Here is a 25,019-nt window from a genome sequence, read left to right as displayed (position 1 = left end):
CAAAAGGATACTTAATTTATGACAAATGAAGAAGAAAACCTGTTTCAAGAGAATATCAGGGCGGTACAAGATACAATGTATGTAATTGGTGGTAAATGGAAATTACCAATCATCCTATCTATTTATAAGGGTAACAAGCGTTTTAATGACATAGCTAATTCTATTCCGAAAATTACAAATCGCGTTTTGTCGAAAGAGTTGAAACATTTGGAGGATAATTTTTTGATTAAAAGAACCCTCGTGAACGAATACCCGGTTAAAATCGAATATTCCGTTGTAGACTATACATTTTCGCTTCACGATATTATAAGGCCAATGGAAGTTTGGGGTAAAAAGCATAAAGAGAAAATCAGAAAGGAGTTATAATATTATCAGTTTTTATCTCTTTACTTATTATTACCAAATAGTTTAAATCGGAATCATTCAAGATACGTTCCAACTCCTATCCATTTCAGCTTTTTAGGGGCATTAAGCAAGATTTTAAATGGAGAAGAAAGTTATTATTACTTCTCATTTCTAAAAACAAATATCGAACAAACTGCTGCTATCAAAATACTAGCGCCAAATAGCTGAAATGCGCTATCCAGACCGATATTGACGATCAGGCTCAATACGAGACTTCCCAAACCGTAACCTGTGAAAAGGGAAAAAGCGAAAAGTCCCGTAGCAATACCTTTTTTGGAACTAAATGTAGTGACAATGGCAGCAAACAAAGGATGGGATAAGTCAAATCCTAAAGATAGCAATGCTACTAAAACATGAGATGCGGCAAGGCTGAAATTCTGGCTTAGTAGTAGCACGGTTATACCGCTTAGCGCTAAGCCCACAGGTATTATCTTATTTCTTCCGTAGCGGTCAGCTAACCTGCCCAACAATGGACCCAACAACAGTCCTGGAATACCATAACCTAATAAGGCAAGACCGATCTGAAATTCGTTCAACCCATAATTCTTATAGAAGAAATAACCCAACCAAGCAAAAATACCACTATGGAACATACCGTTGAACATGACATAAAGATAGGTCCGCTTGGCCCTTCCGGTCGACAAAATACTCTGAATAGACAGTATAGTATTATCCCTTTTTTTTACCGCAGCTTTGGTTTTTCCGAAGATGTTCTTTTGCTGCATCAATATCAGAACCAAAATAGCCAATCCGATTGCTGCAACTTCCGCAAAAAGCCATTGCCAACCTATCAGGGAAGTAATTAATGCCCCTGTGGTGGCTCCAAATGCCGTACCACCTGCCATGGCGCCGAAAAAAATGCCGAGGGCGTGACCCCGCTTTTCGTAAGGATAGGAATCACCGATCCAACTAATGGTTGTAGGAGCAACACCGGCAGCACCAATTCCTGTCAATAACCTTAGGAAAATCATCTGGTTGACTCCGTTTACAAAAGCAGTCGACAAGGTAAATAAGCAAAACATAAAAAGGCTAAATACGATAACCCGGAACCTACCGAAGCGGTCGCTAAGTGATGCATATACCAATGTGAACAGTCCATACCCGAGTAAGTAGGCAGGTTCGATAAAACTGACGTGACGGACAGTAGTACCGAACTGCTCGGAAAGCATGGGCAGTAGCGGTGCGACCATAAAGCCTTGAAAAATGATAATAAAAGTAGCCAGTGATACGATATAGACTGGTAGCATAGACGCCTGTACGGCTGTTTCGCCGCTTTTATTTAATTTGCTCATTCTTTTCTTTATTGTAATCGCCCAAATTTCGGGAGGATGAAAAGAATATCGCTTATACCAATTCAGGTGATGATTGGACTTTTTATCGATTTTGGCTTTAGAGTGGGCGCCGCATGAGTTGAAGGGCATCATCACGGTAAGCCGTGGGTGTGATACCCGTCATTTTCTTAAAAAACCGGTTGAAATAAGGTGCTTCATTGAATTGTAGCAGGTCAGCTATTTCCGATACCTGAAGATCCGTATGTGTCAACAGGCTTTTTGCCTCCAGCAATATCTGTTCATGGATATGGTGCAACGCGGTGTGCCCAGTATACTTCTTGACAAGAAAGTTCAAATGACTGGGTGTGAGGTGTAGTTCATCTGCAATATTTTTTACGGTTGGTTTGTGCTCTTTTCTTTTGCTTGGTGCATCGATAGAATAACTATCCAACACTTTCCTGAACCTGATCATAAGGGATGCCTGTTTTAACTGAAAATCTGTTTTTGCCTCTTTGTCTTTATAGTACAGGCGACGGACACTAATAAGCAGCACCCTTAACAGCGGTTGTATCATTTCAAAATTATCCGCATTACCGGATTTCATCTCGCTGAGCAACGTTTCGGCTATATGTCCTACGGCATCCATATCTTCCTGCGATACCCTTAAAATTGAATTGGCTCCGTTCATGAAGAAGGGAAAGTCTTTTTCAAACCTCGGCCCTAGCGGGTCGGTTTCCGCAAATTCCGGCGTAAAACAAATGAGGTAGCCATATATGGTTTCCACACGTTGCCAGCTTTCTATCTTGCCCGGATACGCAAAATAGATAGAGTTTGAGGATGTACTTACGGTTTCGTCGGGCAACAGGAATCGGAGCCCCGGTGTTTTGCAAATGACAAGCCGAAAAAAATTTCCACGAAAGAGCGGCATGAACAATAACTTATCTTTTGATTGGTCTTCCATCCGCATAATCGTAAAAAAATTATTCTCAGCCTTCCCGATCCGAAAAGTATCGTAGAAGTCGCTGATTTTATCGAGCCAGGGAATATAGACTTTGGTATTTGGCATAAACTAAAAAGACCACCGTAAATTTAAGTAAAAATTCCTCGTCGGATGTAATTAGGTCTGAAAGCGATGCTCTCAAAAAGTATCCCATTGATGGTTGAGTTAAATGGCATGTCGTTGGACAAGGCAATCTGGTATGCAGATGATGATGGATTTTCGCGGTCAGGTTCTCCAAAGAATTCACTAAATCATCCCTTGATTTGCTTACAAGCTTCAGGGATTTGCATACACGCACGCAAGTTGGTTTACCGACCTTTGGATCATGGAAATTAAACAAATTGCATTGGGCAGCCAAGGTTTGGTTGTGCCGATGGTCGGCCTGGGCTGTATGGGTATGACGGGTTTTGAAGAAGGCCATATGTACGGGCCTGCGGATGAGCAGGAAGCGATCGCGACGATTCACCGTTCGCTCGAGTTGGGCGGCAATTTCTTGGATACTGCCGATCTGTATGGGCCGCTGAAAAACGAGCAGCTCATTGCGAAGGCAATCAGCGGTAAACGCGATCAGTATATTCTGGCCACCAAGTTTGGCTGGGAGATCGATGACAACAATAAAGTGACTTGGGCCATCAATGGTAAAAGGGATTATGTAAAGAAATCTTTAGAGCGTTCGCTGAAGAATCTCGATACGGATTACATCGATTTGTATTACCTACACCGTCTGGATAAAAATACGCCGATCGAGGAAACGGTGGAAGCCATGGCCGAGCTGGTTAAAGAAGGTAAAGTAGGTTATATCGGTCTGTCGGAAGTATCGTCTGAAACGGTTAAGCGTGCGCATGCCGTACACCCTATCACCGCAGTACAAAGCGAGTATTCTTTATTTGAACGAACGGTGGAAGAACGCGGAGTGTTAGCGACATTAAAGGAACTGGGTATCGGGTTTGTAGCTTACTCACCATTGGGCCGTGGCTTTTTATCGGGACAGATCAAAAGCATCGATGACCTGCCGGAGAACGATTTCCGCAGAGCGATTCCGCGTTTCCAAGGCGAGATGTTTAATAAAAATCTTGAATTGGTCAAGGCAATTGAAGCCATGGCTGAAGAAAAGAACGTAACTTCTTCGCAGCTGGCTTTGGCCTGGATCATGAGCAAGGGAATTTTACCGATCCCGGGAACAAAACGCAGAAAGTACCTGGAGCAAAACCTCGCAGCGACTACCATTGAGTTGACTGAAGCGGATATTTCACATCTGGAAAGCATTGTACCTTTGGGTACGGATACGGGTGCACCTTACGATGAGTTCAGTATGGGTTTAATTGATTAATTTTGTGTATGAACGCTATTAACTCCATATCAGAATTTCACCGACTCCTGTCATTGCCCGAACCTCGCCACCCGCTGGTGAGTGTGGTCAATCTGGCGGAAAGTGTTTTTTTGGAAGACGATATCTGGAAAGGTTTCGTTAACCGCTTTTATTGCGTGGCGCTCAAACGCGACGCCAAAGGCAAGATCAGGTACGGGCAGCAGCATTATGATTACGATAAAGGCGTATTGAGTTTTACCGCACCTAACCAGGTGCAACAGCTGGACCTGCAAAATATGGAATGCGGGTCCGGTTATCTCCTGATCTTTCACCCGGACTTCCTGCTACGGCATACGCTGGCGAACAGCATTCATCACTACGGTTTTTTTGATTATGCGGTTAATGAAGCGCTGCACCTGTCGGCCGAGGAAGAAGACGACCTGATCACGATCTTCCATAAAATTGAGAGGGAGTGCCGTCATATCGATAAGCATACGCAGGAGATCATTCTGACGCATATCGAGAGCCTACTAAAATATTCCAACCGTTTTTATGAACGGCAGTTTTTGACCCGCAAAAATAATAATTCAGCGCTGCTGACCCGGTTCGAGCAGTTGATCGATGATTATTATAACAACGGGGTACAGGGTTTGCTTACGGTACAATATATCGCTGCACAGATGAACCTGTCGCCAAACTACCTGAGCGACCTGCTTCGGGTCCATACCGGACAGAACACACAGCAGCATATTCATGAAAAATTGATCGCGAAAGCTAAAGAAAAACTCTCCACGACCAATCTTTCTGTTAGCGAAATCGCCTATGCATTGGGCTTTGAGCATGCGCAATCCTTTAGCACGCTTTTTAAGAAGAAGACGAATTTATCGCCGCAGGCATTTCGGCAGACTTTTAACTGATTACCGGATTTTACATACATTTAATGATCTAGTATCGAAAGTTGATAGCGTGCCCTACAGACGCTGCCCGTAATTAATGCTTTACTTGAATTTGGATTGAAGCACAGAAAAAAAAATAAAGACAGGTTAGGTTTCTACAATCTAAAGCAATTTATGCTTTTAATGCGAAGCCCAATACGCTTAGCATTTATATATTATACAATAGATGGAAATGAAGTCATTTTTACTAATCGGCCAATCGAATATGGCAGGCCGTGGATTTACACATGAAGTACCTTCGATTTACAATGAGCGAATTATGATGTTGCGAAATGGCAGATGGCAAATGATGACTGAACCTATTCATTTTGACAGACCAATTGCCGGCGTGGGCTTGTCGGCATCATTTGCAGAGGCATGGTGTAGCGATCATGAAGGAGAAAAAATTGGTCTCATTCCATGTGCAGAGGGAGGCAGCTCGATTGATGAGTGGTCGATAGATGGGACATTATTTCGCCATGCAATCAATGAAGCCAAATTCGCAATGGAAGATAGCGAATTAGCGGGCGTATTATGGCACCAGGGAGAAAGTGATAGTCACGATGGAAAACACAGGGTGTACCGTGAGAAAATATCGCGGATATTTGATGAAATAAGAAGAGCGTTATCAGCGCCTAATATTCCATTTATTATAGGCGCATTGGGCGATTACTTGGGTAAGGTAGCATTTGGAGCAGGGTGTATAGAATACAAACTCATTAATGAAGAACTGCAAAAATATGCAATGGATAACAAAAACTGCTATTACGTAACTGCTGAAGGACTTACAGCCAACCCGGACGGTATCCATCATGATGCGATGTCACAACGTATATTTGGTATAAGGTACTATGAAGCGTATCTTAAAAACAAACATATATATGAACCGTTACCAAATGAAAAAGAACTAGTGGAAAGGTGTCATAATAGGGTGAATACTTTAGCGGAAAAAAGGTATATGGCACTGGAAAAGTTCACCTTAGGAGCGATTACTTATGAAGAGTTGATGAAGACTTTTTCGTAGGGAATATATCAACGTTTTATTACCGGATTTATGAGGACGGATGTAACTTCACTCCTAGCAGATTTCTCAACGGTGAGATATTTTTTAAGCGTCTTATTTTGACGGTCTTGCATATTTCTTATCTTTGAGATACATGATGATGTCGACTGTACTTCTCTGTCACATGGGGCCACAGCACACATAGGTTACATATCAAGCTGTTTTATAAAATGTCGTAATTGTAAGCATTAACAAAGTTTGAAAATTGAAAGGAAGTAGATTAAAACCGGCTCAAAAAATTGCCGAATATGTTGACGAAATTCTCATCATTGAAAATTATGATGTTAAAGACAATTTCTCGCTGCCTCTTTTTGCAAATGGCAAACCGACGCTACTTTTTCAAAATACGTTAGGCACGATTAACAACACCAAAAATTATTTAACTCTTTTTGGACAGACGGTCCTTCCTGAAAAAATCACATTCTCTGACAACTTTACACTTATTGCCTACTTTTTTAAGCCGTTTTCTTTAAAGGCTCTTTTTGGCTTTTCTGCCCAAGAATTTACAGACAATCCTATTAACTTAAATTTAGTAGACTACAAAGTAGCGAATGAGCTACAGGAAAAATTACTAAATGCCCTATCCATTCAGGCAATGTTGACCATTTTGGATGGTTTCATTTTCGATCTTATTAATAAAATACAAATTTCCAATAAACTTATTGATTATGCTACGAAGCTAATTGCTGAAAATCCTTCAAAACAGATTTTAACAAAAGCTCAAAACGAGATTTTTGTAACAGAACGGACTTTTCAGAGAATGTTTAAAAAGGAGGTAGGGATTTCACCAGATCAATATCGAAGAATAGCCCAGTTCAATTCTGCCTTTCAGCAACTAAATACCGGACTGTTTAAGCAGCTGACTGATATCGTATTTAATAATGGTTACGCTGACCAAAGCCACTTTATAAGAACATTCAAGGAGTTTACAAATTTAACACCTAAAGCGTATCTGAACTTAGGTAAGCAATAAGATATTTTGTCGGGATCATTCTATTTTGAGGTATTGCGGCATCCTACATTTGCAATATCAAAACTTTAAAAATTTATTTGAAATGAAAAATCCGATTTATCCGTGTTTGTGGTTTGACGGGCAAGCACAAGAGGCAGCTAAGTTTTATTGCTCAATTTTTCCAAATTCAAAAATCACCGCTGACAATCAGATGGTGGTAACGTTTGAATTGGACGGAAAAAAGTTTATGGGTTTAAATGGCGGACCAAATTTTACATTCAATGAAGCCGTATCCTTTGTTATTGACTGTGATACACAAGAGGAAATTGACCATTATTGGGAAAAATTGACATCCGGGGGTGGGCAAGAAGGAAATTGTGGTTGGCTGAAGGATAAATATGGAATGTCATGGCAGGTAGTTCCTACAGTTTTACCGAAACTGTTGAGTGATCCTGAAAAATCGCAGAAAGTACTGGACGCTTATTTAAAAATGAAAAAGTTTGACATTAAGACTTTGGAGGAAGTTTAAAACGGTTATATGTTAAAATGCATTGGCGAAGTGACCGAATCTGCTACTTCGCCAATTTGTTATTCAAACGACCTTGGGTTCGACCGAATGCTTTATAAGATCCGGCCAATGAAAATATTTATTAACGGAATATTTCTGTTACTTATTCTTCAATTTCTGTAAACGTTCTTTTGCTGAAGGAATGACGTCATCATCTTCTTCATAGTTTTTAATCACACTTTCCAACGTCTTCCTCGCTTGGAGCTTATCGCCCTTGCCCGCATAGGCATCCGCAAGTAGTATGAAGCTTTTTGCCACCCAATAGTCGTATGACGCCAGGTTGTTGATCACATCAAAGGCTGTTTCCTGTGCTTTGTCGTATTCTTTGTCTTGATACTGCAGTTGCCCTATGCGGTACCTTGCCTCTGCACCGACTGCCGTTCGGCTCTTCAACGCCGCCTGATTCAGTTCATCCATGGCAGGCTCCACTTTCCCTTCCTGCAGCATGGCCCGTGCGCTGTATAAGTGTGCCTTGGCAATGTCCTCTTCAGACGACCGATCGTAATTCTTAATCAACTTCGCATACTTGGCCACCTGCTCGAAGTCGCCGATTTCGAAATAACAAATCATTAGGTTAGTTACCGCATAGCCATAGTTTTTTCTATATTCTGAAACGAGCTCCAGTTTTTTGAGGTGCACGATGGCCTCGTTGTATTCCTTCAAGCTCAGGTATAAGGCAGCAACCGTTAGCAAGGTCTTCTCCGTATACTGGCTCGTCCAGTCGTTCAAGATAATGTTTAGGTCGTGCAGGGCTTCCTTCGGGTGCCCGGTATGGTACAAACTCACCCCGCGGATATAACGGGCATGTTTTTCCTGTATGGGTTTTGGGAATTTATCAAAATATGCATTAATCGCTTCCACAGCCGGTCCGTACTCTCCCCTGGTAAACAAGGAATTGGCCACCTGAAAAGCTAGGTTATCCTGCTCCGCAGTACTCAGATCACCGATATTGGCACCGGTTGCGTATTGAATATAACTCGAGGCATCCCCTTGATCCAGATAGATGTTTTCAATGGAACGCAGCGCCTGCTTTGCCTCTTCGGTTGTGGGATATTTCTCTACCACCCGCTGAAAGGTGGCCTTCGCGGCTTCAGTTTCATCTTTATTGTACTGAACAAGCCCGATGGTCATCAATGCCCGGGGGACATAGCTGCTGCGGGGGTATTGTTCGATCATCTGTTGCAACCCTTCGATGGCGGCATCGTAATCTTCGGTAATGAAATACGTGTATGGAACCTCAAAAGCCACGTCGTCTGCATAGTTCGAACCGGGGAATTGTTCGATAACGGACCTTAGGGTGCTGAGTTTTGCTTCATTGTCGCCCTGCAATCCCTGAATAATACCACGCTGGAACAACGCGTAGTCCTGATTAGGAGCTTTGCTGTTGATCAGCTGGTCGTAGTATTCGTTGGCTCGGTCGTAATTACGCAGGGACAGATACGAATCACCCAAACGGGCAATTACGTCATGACGCATATTTTCCTCCAGCGAACTTCCTTCGACAGCCAAAAAGCGTTCAAAATAATCGGCCGCTATGCTAAAGCTGTCGTTGCGAAAAGCCGCATAAGCCAAGCCATAATTTGCATAATTGTATACATTTGTGTTTCGGGCGGCGGGCAACCGAAGGAACCGGGAAAAGTTTTCTACCGCCTCTCTGTACTTACGCACTTCATACATCGCCTCCGCTTTCCAGTACGTGGCCAACGCCGCCATTTCCGCATCGATTGGGAATTTTTCCGATCGCATGAACAGGGATATGCTGTTTTCGAAAGCGCGCTCATTATAAAACTCCAGTCCGCGGTAATACGTTACCTTTTGGTAGACCATATCGGCTTCCCGCCCCCTGCTTTTGAACGATTCCAGCATAGCTACCCCTGCATGGAAATTGCTCGTACCCGACAAGACCTCGGCCAACAGGGTTTCCACATTCTCTGTATTTTCAGCATCAGGTTTACGATCCGCATATTTCTGAGCGATATATTTCTGAAGGACCTCCTGAGCAACCTGGGTGGAGTCTAATTCATATAAGATTTTAGCATAATTAAACAGCCCATCTAATTTCAATGCCTGATCGAAATCCAGCCTGGACGCTTTCACGAACACATCCCGTGCACGTTGCTTATCGCCGGTTTCTACGGCAATATGGCCCAAAGTAATCAATGAGCCCTGATAAAAGGCATCCGGATCTGCCACTTTCTCCAGAATAGAGTTTGCTCTTTCGTATTCGCCTGCTAAATAGGCGATAGAGCCGATCCGGAAATTATCGATATTGCTGCGTGAAGCATCCGGATACCGTTCAATTAATTTAACGTAGTAAGCTTGTTTGAATTTGTTCTGTGCAAAATACGTGGCGGCAGCGATACGGCGCAGCTCGATTTCAAGCGCTTCGCGTTTGATATTCATATCCGGACTCCGACGGATCTTTACGGCATCGGCCAGCATCGGCCGGTAATCACGTACGACATCGATGGACCCCATAGGCGTAGATTGCCCTTCGTCTAGCTTTTCAGTGGCTTGCTGCTTCTCTTCCTGCTGTTCTTTTTCCTCCTGCGCATACCCCATAACTAGCAAGGCTGAAAAGGCTGCGGTAAGCAGGGATTTCAGGTAGTTATAACCGATCCTTTCTTTTGATATCATTGTTCGTCTGTATTTCTGAGCTCTTCCAACATTCCTTCGAGGCGATAAAAAGCCAATTTACTTTTTCAATAAATGCACAAATTTACGTATTTAAAATCTTTTCACAGAATTGCACAGGAACTAACAAAATGCAATTATGCCATCCACCGTTTCTCAATCTTTGGCAATGTAAATAGCTATCGTGCAATTACCTTCGTCAACATGCCGGAAACAAACTTAATCGGTTCTATTTTTAGGTAGGAGATACCGGAAAACAGCGAAGCGTATACAAAAAAGCCCAAATCGTCCCCGCGCTTTTTCATATTTTGTAGATAAGTGATCAAAATTAAAAAAGTAGACTTTTGTCTACTTACTTTTCCTACAAACATCTTCGTTCCGTTGCATTCTGGTGCTGAGATTTGTATGGCATCTTATAACGATGTTCATGCAGTACACGGATACATGATGAAAGGAAAACGACCTCAACTAAAACGGATCGATAGATCAATCAATAATATGCGCAGCTGATGAAACTAAAAACTGTATTGCTAATGGGTTTCTTTATATTGGTCAAATTTTCCTATGCCCAAAACTTTAAGCTGTTACGTTTTAATGAAGATTATTCAGCTTTAAAGGATAGTACCCGGACCTTTTACAACAGCTTGAAATACCTGCCGCTTTCGGAAAGCGGAAAAACCTATGTTTCTTTCGGTGGCGAGCTGCGGGCCGAACTGGACCGGGCGCAGCACGAAGACTGGGGCACAAGTAATATCGGCAGAAATATTTTCTTGCTACAGCGGTACCAACTGCATGCCGATCTGCACCTAAACGACAGGATCAGGATCTTCGGGCAGTTGCGAAGCGGTTTGGAGAACGGACGAAAGAACGGACCGCGGCCTATTGATGAGGATCAGCTGAACGTTCAGAATCTTTTCATAGATCTAATCCCTTACAAGGGAATGGATGGCAAAATGACCATCCGATTAGGACGACAGGAACTGCAGTATGGTAGCGGCCGACTGCTTGATGTTCGCGAGGGTCCCAATCTTCGTTTGTATTTCGACGGAGCCAAAGTGGCATATGCTGCTCCAAAATGGAATGTTGATGCTTTTGTCATGGCGGCCGGCCGTGTAAAAACAGGTGTGTTTGATAATGCCACTATTAGCCGAAAATCGAGTCTATGGGGCGTTTATAGCACACATACTGCAGATAAAATGCTCAATATCGACCTTTACTATATGGGTATTCACCGGGATGAAGCCCGGTTTGATGATGGTGTTGCCACTGAATCCCGCCATACCGTCGGCACCCGATTGTGGGCGAACGGAAATGAACTGCTCTACAACTTTGAGATCGGTTATCAATTGGGCAAATTTGGCGCGGCAGATATCCGCGCCTGGGGCGGCTCGATGGATATCACTTATCGTTTCACTAATCTGAACGGGGTTCCGACAATAAAGCTCCGCAGCGATTTTATTTCAGGCGACGACACCAAAGACGATGGCAAACTGGGCACATTTAACGCTTTATATCCGAACGGCGGTTATTTCGGCATGAATCCACAGGCCGGTCCGGCAAACCTGCTTTCTATTCACCCCAATTTGAGCTGGAGCCCCGTCGGGCATGTACTGCTTTCCTTTGAAACGGTCTTCTCGTGGCGGCAATCCCTGCATGACGGTATTTACCTCCCTGATGGTACACTCAGGCTGGCTTCCTCAAATTCAGACAGCCATTATATTGGCACGGCTTACATTACTACAGTATCCTGGCAGATCAGCAAATTTCTAAACTACAATGCCGGCCTACAATATTTTAACACCGGGGATTTTATTAACGACGTAATACCGCAACATAAAGATGGGGTTTTTATTAGTTCACTCTTAGGTTTTAAATTTTGATCAGCAATGTATGAAAATCCGCTGCCTGTGATTCATGATCCCTATAACAATCACCGGGGGAAGGCAAAACATGAGAGTCCTTAAATGGACCGACCGTTTGCCCTCCGCCATTTTTATAAATAGAATGTGGTGAAACAAAATTTTCAGTAATGGCATTTATTCCATATCTATTCCAATTTTACCATAAAAATTTTCATCACCGGCTTTGGTTTCCAATAAACGATGAGCCTTACCTATTTCCGACAGTGAAAAGACCTTATTTAAAATTGGCTTCAGCTTTTTATTTTCAACCAATCGGGTTAACTCATCGAGTTTATTTCTATTCTGTCGGGTAAAGACAAAATGGTAAGTGGCGTTTTTCCCCCATGCGTCAATAAGGTTCTGAGGTTTTTCGATATCAACCAATGTAACTACCTGCCCCATTTGACTAAGAATCTTCCCGCTGTCAGCGAGCGTATTTCCTCCAATGGTATCAATAATTACATCAACTCCTTTATTACCTGTCAATTGTTGAATAGCATGGATGTAATTTTCATTTTCATAGTCAATCACATAGTCAGCTCCCAGTTCAATAAGAAATTTATGATGGACTTTTCGTGCGGTAGTAAAGACAGTTCCTCCCATAGCTTTTGCAATTTGAATAGTTGGTATTCCTACACCACCGGCACCCCCGTGAATCAAAATAGACTGGTTGATTTTTAGTTGTGCTCTTGTAACCAGCATCTCCCAAGCTGTGCCCGCTGCTAAAGGAAGTGTTGCAGCTTCCAGATGGCTAATGTTTTTTGGTTTTCGCCCAATGATAGACTCGTGAGCACAGTGATACTGCGCATAACTTCCCTGCCCCTTAAAAATTTCGGGGGTATAATAAACTTCATCACCGATTTTAAAATTTTCTACTCCCGCACCGAGTTCCACTATTTCACCGGAGATATCATGGCCTGTGATGACGGGTAAGTCCAATTCATTTTTATAATCCCCACGCCGTACTTGATAATCTAAAGGATTGACAGAAGTTGCAAGTACCCTGACCAACACTTCCCTGAACCCCGGTTTTGGCACCGGCATTTCTACAATTTCAAAATTTTCGACGGGTCCGAACTCCTTTAATATTGCTGCTTTCATATTGTATTTAGTTAATTAGGTAAATACCTAAATTATATATTAAAAATTTTTAGAGTCTATCTTTTATATGCATTGCTAAATCCTGGATTAATTGCTCGTTCCTTTTATAATATGTCCATTGTCCATTTCTTGTAGCAATCAAAACATTAGCAGCCGACATGGTTTTTAAATATTCAGAAACGGTAGGCACCGACATTCCCGCTTTTTTGGCGATATCGGATACACATACGCCTACTTCGGATGTTTTTTCACTAAGCTCCTCTTCAGGAAAATGTGCATAAGGGTCTTTCAACCATTTAAGAATGTTTAAACGTGTCTCGTTCGATAGCGACTTGATGACTTCCAATAATTCCATTCTACAAATTTAGGAAATTTCCTAAATACCTACAAATAATTAATACGTATTTTTTAGGGTCTAGTATTTGCAGCGTTCAGCCTAAACTTCAGCTTTGATGAAAATGTGTTATATCCATCTATTGAGGCTGTGCTAAAGTCAGATAGGTAGAGTCCTATGCTTTTGCTAAACACTATTGTCCCGGACAGCGGCGTGTGGGGTTATTAGAACACCAATGAAAAGCACTACCATAAAGAATAGATAGGATGCGATAACAGACTGGATTTTATATCCAACTGCGAAAATGTTGAAAACGGTATTTTGAACACAAGCTTGTCCGGTTTGGAAACATTTGCAGTTTCTGCTATGCTTACTTTTGCCTAAACTTACTAAAATATCAATATGCAAAAAACAATTTTTATAACGGGCGCTTCAACAGGCTTAGGCAGAGCCACTGCCAAACTATTTCAGCAAAAAGGCTGGAAAGTAATAGCCACCATGCGCAACCCTGATAAAGCCGGTGACTTGGCTAATCTCAAAAACGTCACCGTACAACAGCTTGATGTGACCGATCTTGACAATATCAATGCAGCGGTATCTACCGCTATCGCTTCCAACGATATTGATGTTGTTTTTAATAATGCCGGTTATGGGCTTATGGGATCCTTAGAAGCATTATCCGATGAGCAGATATTAAGGGAGATTAACACCAATCTTTTAGGTGTGATCAGAGTTACGCAAGCTTTTACGCCGCATTTCCGCGAAAGAAAGCAGGGTTTATTTATCAGTACTACTTCAATGGGCGGCTTTTTGGGCTTTCCGTTGCATTCTATTTACCATGCAACCAAATTTGGCATAGAGGGTTGGTCTGAGAGCATGTCTTTTGAATTAGCACTGTATAATATCGGTATCAAAACCATCGCACCGGGCGGTATCTCTACTGAATTTCTTGGCCGTTCGCTTGACAGAAGCTTTCATCCTGCTTATAAAGAATTAGAGGATAAACTCTTTACCAATATTGACATGATGATGAAGGCTGCGTCAACGCCTGAGCAGATAGCAGCAATAGTTTATGAGGCGGCCACTGACGGTAAAGATCAAATACGCTATGTGGCCGGTAATGACGCCAATGCACTATATCAAAAACAACTGGAGATCGGCAAGGAAGCTTTTCGTATAGAGATCAGACAGCAATTTTTAAGTAAATGAAATAAACAGGCAAACGGTTAAAACTGCGAGCCTATTACTACATTTGTATAACAGTATGGTAACAATTAGCTCCATTACCGAGTTTCATCGTAGGCATGGCCTGTCTGATCCTGTTCACCCACTGATCAGCTTGTTCCGCGTGGAGGATCTTCGTTTTATCAATGATCCCATGTGGAAGCAATATTCGCTTAATTTTTATTGCGTATCGTTAAAGAAAGAAATCACCAGCAAAGTAAAATACGGACAACAATACTATGATTTTGACAAAGGCTTAATGACCTTTATTGCTGCCGGTCAGGTACAAACTCTGGAAATACCTGATGACGACTTATCCAAAGGTAGTGTTGGCACAGGCCATGCGCTGTTGTTTCATCCGGATCTACTATACGGGCATCCGCTTGCTGTAGCGATCAAAAACTATGGTTTTTTCTCTTACGCGGTTTATGAAGCGCTGCATCTTTCAGAGCAGGAAGAACAAAATGTGGTCGATATCTTTGACAAGATCGACCAAGAGATAAAATATATTGACCGTCATACGCAGGAGATTGTACTGTCACAGATCGATCTGCTGCTTAACTACAGCAAACGCTTCTACGAACGACAATTCATCACCCGGAAGGCTGTGAACCACGATTTGTTAAGCAAAATGGATAATTTGTTGACCACTTACTTATCAGATTCAGCAGCTTTAAAGAACGGGCCGCCTACGGTGGAGTATTTGGCTGAGCAACTTGCTCTTTCCTCACATTATCTGAGTGATATGCTTCGATCGCTAACCGGACAGGGCGCACAACAACATATCCACAACAAAATGATGGAGAAAGCGAAAGAGTACCTGAGTACCACTACACTTTCAGTAGCCGAAATAGCTTATCAATTGGGCTTTGAGTATCCTCAGTCTTTTAACAAACTGTTCAAAAAGAAAACCGATCTATCCCCCCTTGAGTTTCGTCGTTCATTCAACTGATCTATACTTATCTGCAGCGCTGGTATAATATTATAAATCTGATGAATTAAAGATAAAATCAACCTGTTCCATCTTGGAACAGGTTGCTGCAGGCTGTGAAAAAAGGTAATTTTAACATTAAATGATTTATCCCGGAATCTGCATGCGTTGAATTATACTCGTCTTGCTGGCTGAAGCACCTTTTATAAATATCTTACCTTACCGTCGGGTAGCTAATTCCTAATTGCTCAAGATAAGTGCCGTATTTGCTGGGGTCATAATAGTATTTTTTCATGAGCGGACGGAATTCTTCCATTATTTTTTTATTCAGAAAAGTAGCGGGTTTATCTTTTTCTGAAACCAAGGGCGTATATTTTATTTCCTTGGTTTGTACCTCATTAAAATAAGTCCAAGCGTCTTTAATAATTTGTGGATCTACTAGCATATCCAGTAACGTAAGCGCTTCCACTTTTGCCCCGGCGATAACACCTTTATGTGCAATAGGTGTTGCCATGGCAATGGCATTAGCCCAATGATGGCCTGGTAAACCAGGAATGTTGGAGGGATAACGTAACACTACGGTTGGCACGTTCCAGGCAATATCAGCAATATCATCAGACCCACCGCCCATGAGGGATGGATTGGCATTGGGAATACCGAGTTTACTTAATTCTACGTTCATTCCTTCGTCTTTAACATGAAGTTCCTTTTGTATCGCTTTGGCGAGTTGTTGATCCTGGGCGCTCCATGTAGGTAAACCCACTGCCTGAATGTTCTTGTACATGGTTTCGGCAATTGCTTGATTGAAATGTCCGGGCCAGGCGCTTCCTAACACTTCATAAGTCATCTTAGTATTGGTCATTTTAGCGGCACCCTCAGCGATCCGAATGCCATCTTCATACATTTGCATGATCTTTGGATAGGTCTTCTCCCTAAAATAATACCATACCGATGCTTTAGATGGAACTACATTTGGCTGATCGCCGCCATCGGTTATCACGTAATGAGAACGCTGTGTGGGCTCCATATGTTCGCGGTGGTAATTCCAACCTGCATTCATGAGTTCTACGGCGTCTAAAGCACTTTTTCCACGCCAAGGGGCACCACCGGAATGGGCTGCTTCGCCCTCGAAATTGAACTTAACGGAAATCATGCCGTTCCCGCCGCTGTCGCCATAGGATACCCCCAAGTTGTTTGCTACATGGGTGAAGATACAAGCGTCAATATCTTTAAAATAACCGTCACGTACATAATAAGCTTTTGTACCCAATTGCTCTTCTGCAACACCTGGCCATAAGACCAAGGTACCGCTGATGTGTTCGCGTTCCATTATCTTTTTTAGGGCCAGTGCAGCAGTAATATTTAAAGGAACACCCGAATTATGACCTTCGCCATGCCCGGGCGCCCCCTCCACTAGGGGAGCATGAAAGGCTACTCCCGGCTTTTGCGAGGCTTTGGGTATGCAATCAATGTCACTGCCAATAGCGATAACGGGCTTACCGTTTCCCCATCTCGCTAACCAGGCTGTTGGAACACCGGAAATGCCCTGCTCGATGGAAAAACCGTTTTCCTTTAGAATCCTGGTTAGATAGCGGGATGTTTCTTCTTCCTGAAAACCCAATTCGCCGAAACTAAAAACCATATCTACCATTTCCTGGCTCTTTTTCTGTTCTTTATCAATTTCAAGAATAAGCTCTTTTTTTAAAGTAGCTAATTTCTTGGCATTGATTTTTTGAGCGAAAAGTGGAGGCACACATGCAACTTGTATTATATAGAATACTACACTGATGAATAGAAGGTTGCTAATTTGATGTTTCTTCATGTTGAGCGTTTAATTGAATGAACACATTTGGTCTATAAAATGAAGCGACGGAGTTCCTATGGGAGCACCGGGAGGCATTTGCATAGGGGCTTCGATTTCAAATTTTGAAGGATTTTCCCGGAAAGATTTAATTTGAGTTAAACCAAAGTGTAAATTAGAGGCGTAAGCCGGTGATGCATTGCCGAGATGATCTTGCATCCAGGTGGCTAGGTTCTCGATCAAATAAATAGCTTGCCCTTTCACCACGGTGGACGTCTCCTTACCGGCTGCTAACTGTAGCAAATACTGCAACGTAACATTATTTACCATGGCTTGTAATGCTCCCTTATAGCCGCCAACGAGGGGTTTCTTCCAAGTGAGCTCTAAAAGTTTTTCGACCATGGGAATAAAACCGGGTTGTTTATCGTCTCTGCCTTGGTACTCAATTAACCTGGCTGCCCGCGCAGGATCTAATAGATGACCAAGCGTTGTGCTGGCCACTGTCTCTGCCGCGGCGATAGGATCAAAAGTGGGGCCTGTATAACGGTTAAAGACTTCACGGGTCTGTGGATATCCCGAAGGCCGGGGCGGGATTTTCTGTATTAGCTGCTCTGGCAGTGAGAGTGCGTCTGCCTGGATTGTGCTGATTAAGGCATCAAAGGCCTTCCATTGTTCTTGGGGTTCAATGAGTTTGGTAATAACCTGTCCGTCATTCTTTAGGGCATGGGTAAAATACAAACCACCTAAAGACTTGGCTGCGGCTTCTATCTGATAACGGTGCAGGAGATAGATAGGCACCAATACTTCTTCCAAGGTGGCCATGGGTGCATCTTCGGGAATGGCTTTCTCTGAAAAATTTTGTAATAGTCGATTCCTGATTTGCAACAGGCGTTTTAACTCGTTAGGTGCATTGGTACCTTCATCCCATTGATTGGCGATGGGATGGACATAACCGCCGATATCGGGAATGAAGATATGCCCTTGAGCGAGGGTTTCTTTCATAATATCATCGAGGGCCTTGTTTTCATCGGTTCCTTCGGGGAAGTCTTGGTATCCCCAGATAATGGCACGCTTATCCCACTCACCTATACCTACGGCATAGGCATCTACTACATTTATTTTACCTTGGTTGTCCATGCTAAAGCGAGGGAAGGGATAATCCATTACCGAAGCCCTGTTTTTCGTGCTGGAAGTAAAATTATGATATAAGCCAAGGGTGTGACCAATCTCATGAGCGGAAAGTTGACGAATACGCGCGAGCGCAAAGTTCTGCATATCATCATTTACTTCTTTTCCATCTTCATATTGCTGCAAAAGCCCCTCCACAATCAGGTAATCTTGCCGGTGCCTGTCTGCCCCCAATGTCACTACGCCTTTAATAATTTCACCGGTACGGGGGTCTATATGGGACATACCGGTTGAAAAAGCCCTGGGGTTTCCGGTACGGTTAATCCAATTGACGATGTTATATCGAATATCCATGGGATCAGCACCTTCCGGTAGCTCTTTGATCTGAAAGGCATTCTTATATCCGGCCGCCTCGAAAGCTTGATTCCACCAGGAACCGCCTTCGATGAGCGCTTTCTTGATCAGTGCGGGCGCACCACGGTCAACATAGTAAACGATCGGTTTTACCGGTTCACTGAGCGCAGCCGTAGGATCTTTTTTTTCCAGGCGTTGCCTACGAGTAAAACGTTTAACGATGGGTTCTTTCATGGAAGCGGAAAAATCCATGTAGCTATACATATTAAAACCGGAGCGCGGATCAAATTTACGGGGCTTATAGCCAGCTTCGGGCAGCTCCACGAATGATTGATGCATCTTCACGGTAACTGCATTGGGGTCCGGCGCGATACCGGGGCCCATCCCCCAACCTCTGCCCTGGATGCTGCCTCCTGTAAAAGTGATGATGGCTTCGAATTCTGTGTTTTTTGGAAAGTTTTTAGTATTGTCTAAATAGATGGCCGATCTGCTTTCATCAAAATTATAAGCCGGGCCCATCTGTTGTGAAGCACCAATATGGAGACCGGGAAGGTTGTTACGCCCAATACTGGAAGCTATCTTCTGACTATCTCGTACCAAGAACGGGCTCAGGTCAATGAGTACTTTCCCCTGCCCTACCGCCAACACTTTGAATGACCAGATAACGGACTGAGCAAAGGCGTTTTCTACGGCTTTTTGCTCGTCTTTATTATCAGTTATCGCCCGGTAAGCATAGTTGGGCTCTACCAGCAAGATCTTCTGACCTACTTGGATAAATTTAGCAATAACTGCTGTTGCCTGTCCCCTTTCCGGCCCGCCGGAACCTACCCCATCGGTAAGCGAGGTGTAATACAAAAATTCAGTCCCTAGCTTGTCTATTTCCAGATAAATCTTATCATTTTTTTCATCATAATAGAAATTAAAATAACCGGGGTACGCTTTTAGATTTTTGATGAAATCGAAGATACTTCCTGTTACAACGGGAGTAGCTATCGATTTCTGTGCCCGAAGGGTTTGGTAGGGTAGCAATCCACCGATAAGGGACAACGTTATCAGGAAACACCTTGTAATCGTTTTTTTTAGACACATCATGTTCTTCTTGTTTATAAATCTTTGTTAGTTAATAGTTCTGAATTGGGCAAGGGAAAAATATAGGCTTCTTCTGTTGGTGAAACAGCTGGAGCAGTGCCCTTTGCAGGAATAGTCTGCAAAGTACGCAACAGATCATTAGAACGCAATCCTTCGCCTAAAAACTCAATTCGGCGTTCATGTAAAATCGTTTGGATCAGAGCGTCTACATTATTGATGGCACTTGTTGGGAACTGATAAGATGCATCAGCTCGGTTTCTAACATATGTCAGCAGATCGCGTGCTTTATCAAGATCTTCCACATGCGCTGCCGCCTCGGCATAATTAAGTAACACTTCGGCGTATCGGATCACAGGAATATAATCTAAAAATGGAGAAGGCTTGCTGTATTTTTTGAGATACTTGGTAGCTCCACCGGTAATGAACAGTCGGCATTGATCGTTTTCGCGCCACTCCGTGTCAGCAATGATGCCCAGTGGGTTTAAATTATACTCCGAATTTCCTGGCGAGGTATTGAGATTGTATCCTATGGACGATTGACCGGTGGTAGAATCTAAATCAGTCATGGGCATACTAAAGATAGACTCTGTTGTGGTATAATTATTTGATAAAAAAGGAATAGTAGCGTCGTCTTGTAGCGCATGGGCAACACCTGTTTCGGCTCGGTACGGTGCATTGGCCGAAACGATTTTCTGCGCTTCTTGTATCACCATACTGTAATTTCCCATCGTAAGGTAAACACGCGTTTTGAAAGCAATGGCCGTGTTGCGGTGAGCGCGCGTGGTATTGAGTAGAGGCGTACCATAGGATAACGGCAGGCCCGTTTCGGCTTCATCGAGATCTTTTAGTATTTGTGCATATACTTCGGCTACTGTACTGCGGGCTAATGAATTGTTGGCCGAGGAAGTTTCGGCCAGTAGACGTAAGGGTAAACCCGGCGCATTGCCATTGTTCTCGATATAAGGTCTTGCGTATAGGGTTACCAGGGCGAAATAAGAAACTGCCCGCACAAATTTAGCTTCGGCAGCGTATGCAGTAGCTGCTTCGGGATCTACTTTATCTGCATTGTCAACTAATCCCTGTAAAAAAACATTGCATAAATTAATGGTACGATATGCTGCAGCCCAGAGGTTTTGCACTTCGTTGGAACCGGCATTTAAGGTATGATTCCAGGAATCAAAAGCCGTAAAAAGATTGGCGGTTCTATTAATATATTCTTCACCTCGTACTTCGCAGTAAATGTAATAACGACCGCCATAAAATTGCTGGTCTTTCATACCCCGATATAATCCATTTACCAAAGCCAGAACACGTTCAGGGGTGTCAAATGTTTGTTCTTGCGGAATATAAGTAGTGGGATCCGGATGCAGGTATTCCTTCTCGCTGCAAGAAACAAAGCATAGCACGGTAATCATGATTGATTGAATACCCTGTTTTAAAGTCTTATATTTTTTATTGTTCATAACCTATAATTTTATCGCTTTTTTTAAAATGAGTCTTGCTAGAAGCCTACATTGACACCCAGTGTGAAAGTGCGTGCCTGTGGTACAGAATTTTTATCAACGCCCGGCGTTAAATTGTCGTTACCATTGGAAGAAAGTGCCGGGTCTGAACCACTGTAGCCTGTAATGATGAATGCGTTGAACACCTGACCATAAAAACGCACCGAACTAATGCCGGATTTGCCCAGCAGTTTTGTCGGAAGCCGATAGCCCAATGACGCGGTTTGCAACCTGAGAAAATCTGCTTTTTCCACATTTTCTGATATGGGATAAGATGAGCCGTTTGAAATAACATCGCCATACACGAGGCGCGGGATATCTGTCTGCTGGCCCGGGCTTGTCCACCGATCATAGATTTCGGTGTAATTATTCCAGAAGCGCTGATCGCGAAGGGTAGCTTTGGTGCCATTTTGGATATAATTACCACCGGAATATACAAAACTTAAGTTGAGGTCAAAGTTTTTATACTGAAGTGTGTTGTCAAACCCACCATACCAGGTTGGAAGGGCATTTCCCAGCAGGTAATAGTCGGCGCCCGAAATTGCCTGAGCAGGTGAACCGTCCAGATAGGTCCATCTGCTTTCGCCCGCAGCCACCGCATGACTATATTGCACCCGCTCGCCGGCGCGGTTGATGAAAATACGCTGTCCTGTTTCGGGATTTACACCATCCGTTTTGGCTCCATATAAACTTCCAACGGAATAGCCAACCCGGGTAATATTAGTGGCTTCTGCCGCCGTACTGGTAGAGCCAACGATGTCGGCATTACCTTCTGCTAGGGCTGTAACGCGGTTTTTAATCGTTGTAAAGTTAAACGATGAATTCCAGGTAAAACCGTTTTGTTCTAAAACACGGGCATTGAAGGTGAATTCAAATCCGCGATTGTACATAGAGCCAACATTTAACATAATGCCGTTATTGGGTATTCCTTTCGACGGCGTTTGCGGAGCATTGAGAATTAATCCATTTACGTTATTATAGAAATAAGTCATTTCTACTTGCAAACGGTCGTTGAAAAAACCTAAGTCCGCCCCAATATTGGTCTGATCACTGGTTTCCCACTCCAAACCGCTATTTCCGGCTTGATAGTAGTTCAACATAGGCGCATCTCCATACAGGGCCGATTCATAAAGATTGAGCGAGGCAAACTTGTTTGGATTATTGGCATTTCCTACCCGCCCCCAACTACCACGCAATTTTATACTGTTTAAGGTTTCCGCTAGAGAAGACCCTTTATAGAAATTCTCCTCTGAAAGTGTCCAGCCAATGGAAGCCCCGCCGAAATTTCCGAATTTTGTTTTTTCTCCGAGTATGGAATTACCATCTCTTCGGAAGTTGATCGTTAAAAAATAACGCTTGTCGAAATCATAGTTTATCCTCGAAATATAAGAGATCAACGAAGATTCGGCATCTAGCATACTTCCAAAGGGTATAATACGTCCATAGCTTCCCTCAAAATTTTCATAATACTCATCGGATACCTGTGTACGGGTAGCACCCCATCGATTGAAATAAAAATGCTGCACTTCATAGCCACCTAATAAGGAAAGGTTGTGCTGACCAAAAGCTCTCCTGAAGGACATCGTATTGCTCCAATTCCAGGTGTTGATATTGTTAATTGTGTTGACAGCATTACCTTGAGGGGTAAAACCTGGTCCGTGTAGGGCACTTTCGAATGTTTTGTTTTCCACTTTAGTCCAATCCAATGCATAACTTGTTTTGAAATCTAAGCCTTTCAACAAGGTTACCGTAGCTCCCACATTTCCAATAATATGATCATTCTGTGCATCGTATCGGTTCAAACCCAATAAGGCGGTAGGATTATAGAAATTACTAACTACTGTATTGTTTCCCATCCCCATCGAATTGGTACTGCTAGCTATATTGTAAGTGCCATCGGGATTATACGGACTAACATTGGGAGCCGTTAGCCAAGCTAAACGAGCAATACCGGTGAGTAAGAAAGCGTTTCCCCGGAGTGATCCCGTGTTGGGAGATTGATTATTACTGCGCGTATAATTAGCTCCTCCTGTTAGTTTTAACCAGTTCGTTAAATTATGATCTACATTGAAACGCACGCCAATTCTGTCAAATTCGTTATTTCGGATAAAGCCTTTTTGATCTGAGTAATTGGTAGAAAAGAAATATTTGGTATCCTCTGAACCCCCGGTCACATTAAGACTATGATTATGGGAAAAACCGGTGCGATAAGTTTCATCATACCAGCGTGTGTCCACTAATGATCCATCCTCCTTATAAGTGGGGAAGAAATACGCACTCGCGACATTGTCGTTATCAGCGTTCCCACTTAAAATCTTTGAATTCAGTACAGCTTCGTTTTTTATCTCCATAAATTGAGCAGCATTAAGCATTGTTGGCAGTCTTACCGGGTTGGATATGCCCGTCCATCCCTCATAATTTACGCGTGCCTTGCCGGTTTTACCTCTTTTAGTGGTAATGATCATGACACCTGCGGCACCTCTGGAACCATAAATGGAAGTGGAGGCCGCATCTTTTAATATATTAACCGATTCGATATCCGCCGGATTGATATCTCCTAAAGGGTTATTAGTAACATTGGCATTCGATGAGACACTTTCTCCTGCATTGATCGGAATTCCATCCACCACAATAAGTGGATAAGAACTTTGAGAAATGGAGTTAACACCTCTGATACGGATAACGGGAGCATTGTTTAATACACCATTAGGTTGCGCTATATTGACACCCGATGCCCTGCCGGCCAATGCCTGGTCGAAACTTTGAACGGGTTGATCGGCCAGTTTTTCTCCTCCTATGCGGGTTGCAGAACCTGTAAATTCTTCTTTTCGCTGTACACCGTAACCTACTACCACTACCTCATTTAACTCCGCAGCTACCGGTTCCATTTGTAGGTTTACCTCGGCTTTACCGGACACAGGCACTTCCGTTGGTCTGTATCCCATATAGGTAATGATTAAAATTGCATCAGGGGGTAAATTATTAATAACAAATTGGCCTTTTTCGTTTGTACTCGTTACCAAGGTAGTGCCCTTTATTTTCACTGCTGCAAATGGAATGGGTTGCCCCTGCTCGTCTGTCACTACACCACGTACGCTTCGCTGTTGTACATTTACCGGCTTTGATTGTGCGGCAGCTATCTCGCTCGGTATATTTTTTTCGATAATGACGAAAAACCGATCATTGTTCTTCTTGAAGCTTAGCTTTCGGTCTGCTAATGCGCTCGATAAGGCTGCTTCGATAGTGGATGCATGCTGAAGTACGGACATATCGATCTGATTATTTTTTAATAATCCGCTACGATATGCAATGGAGACATGGAACTTTTCTTCCAGCTTTTTTAAAGCCTCCTCGAGACTCACCGTTTGAAAAGAAGGGCTGAAGGATTCAGAACTAGCTGCCATCAATTTTATGAGCTTTGGAGGCATAAACACACTCAATACCATTGTTAGACATATGATTTTTAGAATTTTACGAGCCATAATAATTGTTTTAGGATTGTTTGTTAAAAGGCAAA

19 protein-coding genes are annotated in these 25,019 nt (G+C 42.9%); 9 read left to right on the top strand and 10 right to left on the bottom strand.

The features are described 5' to 3' along the window. The first annotated feature begins 18 nt into the window (after nucleotides 1–18). Nucleotides 19–366, top strand: a complete 348-nt coding sequence (locus E0E36_RS14925; protein ID WP_130856597.1) for a winged helix-turn-helix transcriptional regulator — start codon at nucleotides 19–21, stop codon at nucleotides 364–366. Between the two features lie 137 nt (nucleotides 367–503). Here E0E36_RS14925 and E0E36_RS14920 read toward each other — a convergent pair whose 3' ends face one another. Continuing rightward, on the bottom strand, nucleotides 504–1,697 hold the full coding sequence (locus E0E36_RS14920) for an MFS transporter (RefSeq protein WP_130856596.1): 1,194 nt from the start codon (nucleotides 1,695–1,697) through the stop codon (nucleotides 504–506). Nucleotides 1,698–1,794: 97 nt separating this feature from the next. Beyond that, a complete protein-coding gene (locus E0E36_RS14915; protein ID WP_130856595.1) occupies nucleotides 1,795–2,742 on the bottom strand; it encodes a helix-turn-helix domain-containing protein in 948 nt (315 codons plus the stop codon). A gap of 259 nt (nucleotides 2,743–3,001) precedes the next feature. Between E0E36_RS14915 and E0E36_RS14910 the strand changes: the two genes are divergently transcribed. From E0E36_RS14910 to E0E36_RS14885, 5 genes are all read left to right on the top strand, one after another. Further along, nucleotides 3,002–4,006, top strand: a complete 1,005-nt coding sequence (locus E0E36_RS14910) for an aldo/keto reductase (RefSeq protein ID WP_130856594.1) — start codon at nucleotides 3,002–3,004, stop codon at nucleotides 4,004–4,006. Between the two features lie 8 nt (nucleotides 4,007–4,014). Further along, the gene (locus E0E36_RS14905; RefSeq protein ID WP_130856593.1) at nucleotides 4,015–4,902 is read left to right on the top strand and encodes a helix-turn-helix domain-containing protein; all 888 of its coding nucleotides are present in this window, start codon (nucleotides 4,015–4,017) and stop codon (nucleotides 4,900–4,902) included. Nucleotides 4,903–5,113: 211 nt separating this feature from the next. Further along, nucleotides 5,114–5,944 carry a sialate O-acetylesterase gene (locus E0E36_RS14895; RefSeq protein ID WP_130856592.1) on the top strand — a complete coding sequence of 277 codons (831 nt, stop codon included), beginning with the start codon at nucleotides 5,114–5,116 and terminating at the stop codon, nucleotides 5,942–5,944. A gap of 244 nt (nucleotides 5,945–6,188) precedes the next feature. After that, complete coding sequence (locus E0E36_RS14890; protein ID WP_130856591.1) at nucleotides 6,189–6,956, top strand: helix-turn-helix domain-containing protein; 768 nt, start codon at nucleotides 6,189–6,191, stop codon at nucleotides 6,954–6,956. Nucleotides 6,957–7,038: 82 nt separating this feature from the next. Beyond that, the gene (locus E0E36_RS14885; protein ID WP_130856590.1) at nucleotides 7,039–7,464 is read left to right on the top strand and encodes a VOC family protein; all 426 of its coding nucleotides are present in this window, start codon (nucleotides 7,039–7,041) and stop codon (nucleotides 7,462–7,464) included. 138 nt (nucleotides 7,465–7,602) lie between these two features. On the opposite strand, the gene E0E36_RS14880 is transcribed toward E0E36_RS14885, so the two are convergent. After that, entirely contained in the window at nucleotides 7,603–10,140 is a 2,538-nt protein-coding gene (locus tag E0E36_RS14880; RefSeq protein ID WP_130856589.1) for a tetratricopeptide repeat protein, read from the bottom strand. 176 nt (nucleotides 10,141–10,316) lie between these two features. Next, the gene (locus E0E36_RS28180; protein ID WP_278045568.1) at nucleotides 10,317–10,442 is read right to left on the bottom strand and encodes a hypothetical protein; all 126 of its coding nucleotides are present in this window, start codon (nucleotides 10,440–10,442) and stop codon (nucleotides 10,317–10,319) included. Between the two features lie 204 nt (nucleotides 10,443–10,646). Between E0E36_RS28180 and E0E36_RS14875 the strand changes: the two genes are divergently transcribed. Further along, the gene (locus E0E36_RS14875) at nucleotides 10,647–12,017 is read left to right on the top strand and encodes an alginate export family protein (RefSeq protein ID WP_130856588.1); all 1,371 of its coding nucleotides are present in this window, start codon (nucleotides 10,647–10,649) and stop codon (nucleotides 12,015–12,017) included. 156 nt (nucleotides 12,018–12,173) lie between these two features. On the opposite strand, the gene E0E36_RS14870 is transcribed toward E0E36_RS14875, so the two are convergent. Continuing rightward, nucleotides 12,174–13,139, bottom strand: a complete 966-nt coding sequence (locus tag E0E36_RS14870) for a zinc-dependent alcohol dehydrogenase family protein (protein ID WP_130856587.1) — start codon at nucleotides 13,137–13,139, stop codon at nucleotides 12,174–12,176. Between the two features lie 49 nt (nucleotides 13,140–13,188). Next, entirely contained in the window at nucleotides 13,189–13,494 is a 306-nt protein-coding gene (locus tag E0E36_RS14865) for an ArsR/SmtB family transcription factor (RefSeq protein ID WP_130856586.1), read from the bottom strand. A gap of 381 nt (nucleotides 13,495–13,875) precedes the next feature. On the opposite strand from E0E36_RS14865, the gene E0E36_RS14860 reads away from it, so the two are divergent. Continuing rightward, nucleotides 13,876–14,682 carry an SDR family oxidoreductase gene (locus E0E36_RS14860; protein WP_130856585.1) on the top strand — a complete coding sequence of 269 codons (807 nt, stop codon included), beginning with the start codon at nucleotides 13,876–13,878 and terminating at the stop codon, nucleotides 14,680–14,682. A gap of 55 nt (nucleotides 14,683–14,737) precedes the next feature. After that, complete coding sequence (locus E0E36_RS14855; protein ID WP_130856584.1) at nucleotides 14,738–15,649, top strand: helix-turn-helix domain-containing protein; 912 nt, start codon at nucleotides 14,738–14,740, stop codon at nucleotides 15,647–15,649. A 193-nt stretch (nucleotides 15,650–15,842) separates the two neighbouring features. Here E0E36_RS14855 and E0E36_RS14850 read toward each other — a convergent pair whose 3' ends face one another. From E0E36_RS14850 to E0E36_RS14835, 4 genes are read right to left on the bottom strand one after another with little or no spacing between them, the layout of a single operon-like run. Next, nucleotides 15,843–17,450 carry an amidohydrolase gene (locus E0E36_RS14850; RefSeq protein WP_130856583.1) on the bottom strand — a complete coding sequence of 536 codons (1,608 nt, stop codon included), beginning with the start codon at nucleotides 17,448–17,450 and terminating at the stop codon, nucleotides 15,843–15,845. A 9-nt stretch (nucleotides 17,451–17,459) separates the two neighbouring features. Next, the gene (locus tag E0E36_RS14845) at nucleotides 17,460–20,003 is read right to left on the bottom strand and encodes a zinc-dependent metalloprotease (RefSeq protein WP_130856582.1); all 2,544 of its coding nucleotides are present in this window, start codon (nucleotides 20,001–20,003) and stop codon (nucleotides 17,460–17,462) included. An 11-nt stretch (nucleotides 20,004–20,014) separates the two neighbouring features. Then, nucleotides 20,015–21,463, bottom strand: coding sequence for a RagB/SusD family nutrient uptake outer membrane protein (locus tag E0E36_RS14840; protein WP_130856581.1), 1,449 nt, complete (start codon nucleotides 21,461–21,463; stop codon nucleotides 20,015–20,017). Nucleotides 21,464–21,501: 38 nt separating this feature from the next. Continuing rightward, a complete protein-coding gene (locus tag E0E36_RS14835) occupies nucleotides 21,502–24,984 on the bottom strand; it encodes a SusC/RagA family TonB-linked outer membrane protein (protein WP_130856580.1) in 3,483 nt (1,160 codons plus the stop codon). Between the last annotated feature and the right edge of the window lie 35 nt (nucleotides 24,985–25,019).

Origin of the sequence: Olivibacter jilunii (assembly GCF_900607235.1) — a bacterium.
GTDB lineage: Bacteria > Bacteroidota > Bacteroidia > Sphingobacteriales > Sphingobacteriaceae > Olivibacter > Olivibacter oleidegradans.
This window is presented reverse-complemented; position numbering and strand designations above follow the sequence as displayed.

Bases quoted from the DNA above. Each gene is read 5' to 3' on its own strand.
- E0E36_RS14920 (WP_130856596.1), bottom strand. From the start codon at position 1,697: ATGAGCAAATTAAATAAAAGCGGCGAAACAGCCGTACAGGCGTCTATG.
- E0E36_RS14885 (WP_130856590.1), top strand. From the start codon at position 7,039: ATGAAAAATCCGATTTATCCGTGTTTGTGGTTTGACGGGCAAGCACAA.
- E0E36_RS14875 (WP_130856588.1), top strand. From the start codon at position 10,647: ATGAAACTAAAAACTGTATTGCTAATGGGTTTCTTTATATTGGTCAAA.
- E0E36_RS14850 (WP_130856583.1), bottom strand. From the start codon at position 17,450: ATGAAGAAACATCAAATTAGCAACCTTCTATTCATCAGTGTAGTATTC.
- E0E36_RS14845 (WP_130856582.1), bottom strand. From the start codon at position 20,003: ATGATGTGTCTAAAAAAAACGATTACAAGGTGTTTCCTGATAACGTTG.
- E0E36_RS14910 (WP_130856594.1), top strand. From the start codon at position 3,002: ATGGAAATTAAACAAATTGCATTGGGCAGCCAAGGTTTGGTTGTGCCG.
- E0E36_RS14870 (WP_130856587.1), bottom strand. From the start codon at position 13,139: ATGAAAGCAGCAATATTAAAGGAGTTCGGACCCGTCGAAAATTTTGAA.
- E0E36_RS14865 (WP_130856586.1), bottom strand. From the start codon at position 13,494: ATGGAATTATTGGAAGTCATCAAGTCGCTATCGAACGAGACACGTTTA.
- E0E36_RS14860 (WP_130856585.1), top strand. From the start codon at position 13,876: ATGCAAAAAACAATTTTTATAACGGGCGCTTCAACAGGCTTAGGCAGA.
- E0E36_RS14835 (WP_130856580.1), bottom strand. From the start codon at position 24,984: ATGGCTCGTAAAATTCTAAAAATCATATGTCTAACAATGGTATTGAGT.
- E0E36_RS14895 (WP_130856592.1), top strand. From the start codon at position 5,114: ATGAAGTCATTTTTACTAATCGGCCAATCGAATATGGCAGGCCGTGGA.
- E0E36_RS28180 (WP_278045568.1), bottom strand. From the start codon at position 10,442: ATGAAAAAGCGCGGGGACGATTTGGGCTTTTTTGTATACGCTTCGCTG.
- E0E36_RS14915 (WP_130856595.1), bottom strand. From the start codon at position 2,742: ATGCCAAATACCAAAGTCTATATTCCCTGGCTCGATAAAATCAGCGAC.
- E0E36_RS14840 (WP_130856581.1), bottom strand. From the start codon at position 21,463: ATGAACAATAAAAAATATAAGACTTTAAAACAGGGTATTCAATCAATC.
- E0E36_RS14925 (WP_130856597.1), top strand. From the start codon at position 19: ATGACAAATGAAGAAGAAAACCTGTTTCAAGAGAATATCAGGGCGGTA.
- E0E36_RS14880 (WP_130856589.1), bottom strand. From the start codon at position 10,140: ATGATATCAAAAGAAAGGATCGGTTATAACTACCTGAAATCCCTGCTT.
- E0E36_RS14905 (WP_130856593.1), top strand. From the start codon at position 4,015: ATGAACGCTATTAACTCCATATCAGAATTTCACCGACTCCTGTCATTG.
- E0E36_RS14855 (WP_130856584.1), top strand. From the start codon at position 14,738: ATGGTAACAATTAGCTCCATTACCGAGTTTCATCGTAGGCATGGCCTG.